At 30.7% G+C, this 2,520-nt stretch carries 2 protein-coding genes; one reads left to right on the top strand and one right to left on the bottom strand.

Annotated features, from left to right (window positions below):
* Positions 1–1,998: phosphatidylinositol-specific phospholipase C domain-containing protein (locus G7Y42_RS14770; protein ID WP_165007669.1), on the bottom strand; the 1,998-nt coding region annotated here is incomplete at its 3' end.
* A 240-nt stretch (positions 1,999–2,238) separates the two neighbouring features.
* Here G7Y42_RS14770 and G7Y42_RS14765 point away from each other — a divergent pair.
* On the top strand, positions 2,239–2,520 hold a 282-nt coding region (locus G7Y42_RS14765; RefSeq protein WP_165007666.1), incomplete at its 3' end, for a transposase.

Here is a 2,520-nt window from a genome sequence, read left to right as displayed (position 1 = left end):
AGCTGAAGTTTTCTCTGTAGCCATAAGTGAAATAAAACCATCATCATTTACCTTAAACGTGTACTTATTAGATCCATCAAAGGTACCTAAAGCTTTTCTGGACGTTACAGGTTCGTCTTTCCATGTAGAAGAGATTGGTTGAAGCGTGAATGTATCTCCTGCTTTTAATTCAGTAAAGTTATTATTACTGTCTAGAGTAACTTCTTTGCCATTTTTAGTTACAGCAATATATGGCTTAACGTTAGCATTATTTGCTGTTAAATAACCATTTTCAACATATACATAAGAACCTGTTTCTTTTAGATTTAAACGAATACTATTTTGTTGAGCTGAAGTTTTCTCTGTAGCCATAAGTGAAATAAAACCATCATCATTTACCTTAAACGTGTACTTATTAGATCCATCAAAGGTACCTAAAGCTTTTCTGGACGTTACAGGTTCGTCTTTCCATGTAGAAGAGATTGGTTGAAGCGTGAATGTATCTCCTGCTTTTAATTCAGTAAAGTTATTATTACTGTCTAGAGTAACTTCTTTGCCATTTTTAGTTACAGCAATATATGGCTTAACGTTAGCATTATTTGCTGTTAAATAACCATTTTCAACATATACATAAGAACCTGTTTCTTTTAGATTTAAACGAATACTATTTTGTTGAGCTGAAGTTTCTAAAATAAACTGTTGATTCATATAACCATCATAAGAAGATGGGTAAAGGATGACTTTGGTCCCTTCTTTCGCATATCCACCACAAATATTTAATGACAAGTTTGAATCGTTGATTTCTGCTTCTTTATTTCCCATATAATGCAAAGCAACTTTATTATTACCAAGTTGCTTGATTTTCCAATAGCTTGCTTCTTGTTCATTGTTTGTTTGAGTGATCGTACTTCCAATTTCTCCATTTGTTGTTAGCCACCGTGTATTGTCTTTGGAACTAATTTTTACAATATCATCTTTAATAAAATGAAAATTAAAATAATGATTTTCTGCTTCTTGTTGTTTTGACCATACAAACAAATCCTTATTATTCGCATTATTATCTAAACATTTTGTTTGATCACAAACTGGAGAAATTTGATAAGTAATATTCTTATAACTACAATTAGTTTGTTTGAAGTTTATTTTTGCAATTTCTTCCGCTATGCTTTTAGTCATAAAATCTGCTGCAATAATTCCAACATTAGAATAATTACCCCGTCTTAATTCGTCTATCAATTTAGGATTTAGCTTTTTCGCTAAATCTTCAGGTGTTTTTTTGATATTTCCAGCAGCGCTTAAATAGTTAATACTTGGTTTTGGATGTTCTTTTTTTAAATGAGAATAAAATGATTCCCATTTTACATCTACAGAACTCGTATCATAATTATCTTGAATGTCAAAATTTGTACTATAATCTAATCCAAAATCCAATCCACAAACATTATAGAGAACAACCACTTTCCCTCGTATATCTCCTAGTTTAGGATTCTTATTTTGTCTATCATTCCAAAATAAACTAGGATAGCGGTTCACATATGAAAAAAATGTTTTTTTAAATTCAAAATCACTAACAGAGCTTTTTTCTTGCTTCACTCTCATAAATATAGTTTCAGATGGATGATTATTTAAAAAATTTTGACACTGATTTAGTACATCACCAAAATTAAGTTTTTGATAAATATCCCCGTGATGAATAGCAAAAGTATCATCACTTATATACCGACAGCGAATATCTAAGTAACGACATCCAACATTTAATTGATCACAAATTACAGTTTGAGGAGACCCATATTGACATTTTCCGTAATCTTTCCCAATTAAAGATATCTTTACCCCTTTGGTAGCACAAGAATCATGCGTACCTGGAATAGATAAGGAAGAAATAGATGTATCATCAGACAAATTTCCCATCCAATTTCCCAAGTCAATTTCACTTGCAAAAGCTGTTGTAATTGGTGTCAGTAACAATACACCAAAAAAGATAAACCAACGTGTAAAAGTTCTCTCCTTCTTATTCATAATCCGTCATTTCCTTTCTTTTTTAATATATAATAAGTAATATTAATTTGTACCACTTATTACACAATTATATCTATATCAATTATCCCTCTTTCCAAAAAAATTAATCATTGTAGTTGTTATTTTAGACATATGATATTCTCGAGTGAGAATGCTAAAATTATTTTTATAAAAAAGACACTTGATCCCTCTTTGAATTAAATCACTGAACTGATTGTATAAGGTAGAAATCAATTTGCTATGTTAACAATTGGTGATCTTGTACCTAAAGATCACTTAGTTCGAAAGATTGATGCAGCGATTCAGTTTGATTTCATTTATCCCATTGTAGAATCTACGTATTCAACCTATGGTCGTCCCAGTATTGATCCAGTGGTCTTAATTAAATTAGTATTTATCCAATATTTATTTGGTATCCGTTCGATGAGACAGACTATTAAAGACGTTGAAACAAATGTTGCTTATCGTTGGTTTTTAGGTTATTCATTCGAGGATCCTATCCCGCATTTCTCTACTTTTGGT

The sequence above is a fragment of the Enterococcus sp. ZJ1622 genome, assembly GCF_011038845.1.
GTDB lineage: Bacteria > Bacillota > Bacilli > Lactobacillales > Enterococcaceae > Enterococcus_B.
The sequence above is the reverse complement of the archived record's forward strand: the minus strand, read 5'-3'. Positions and strand labels throughout refer to the sequence as shown.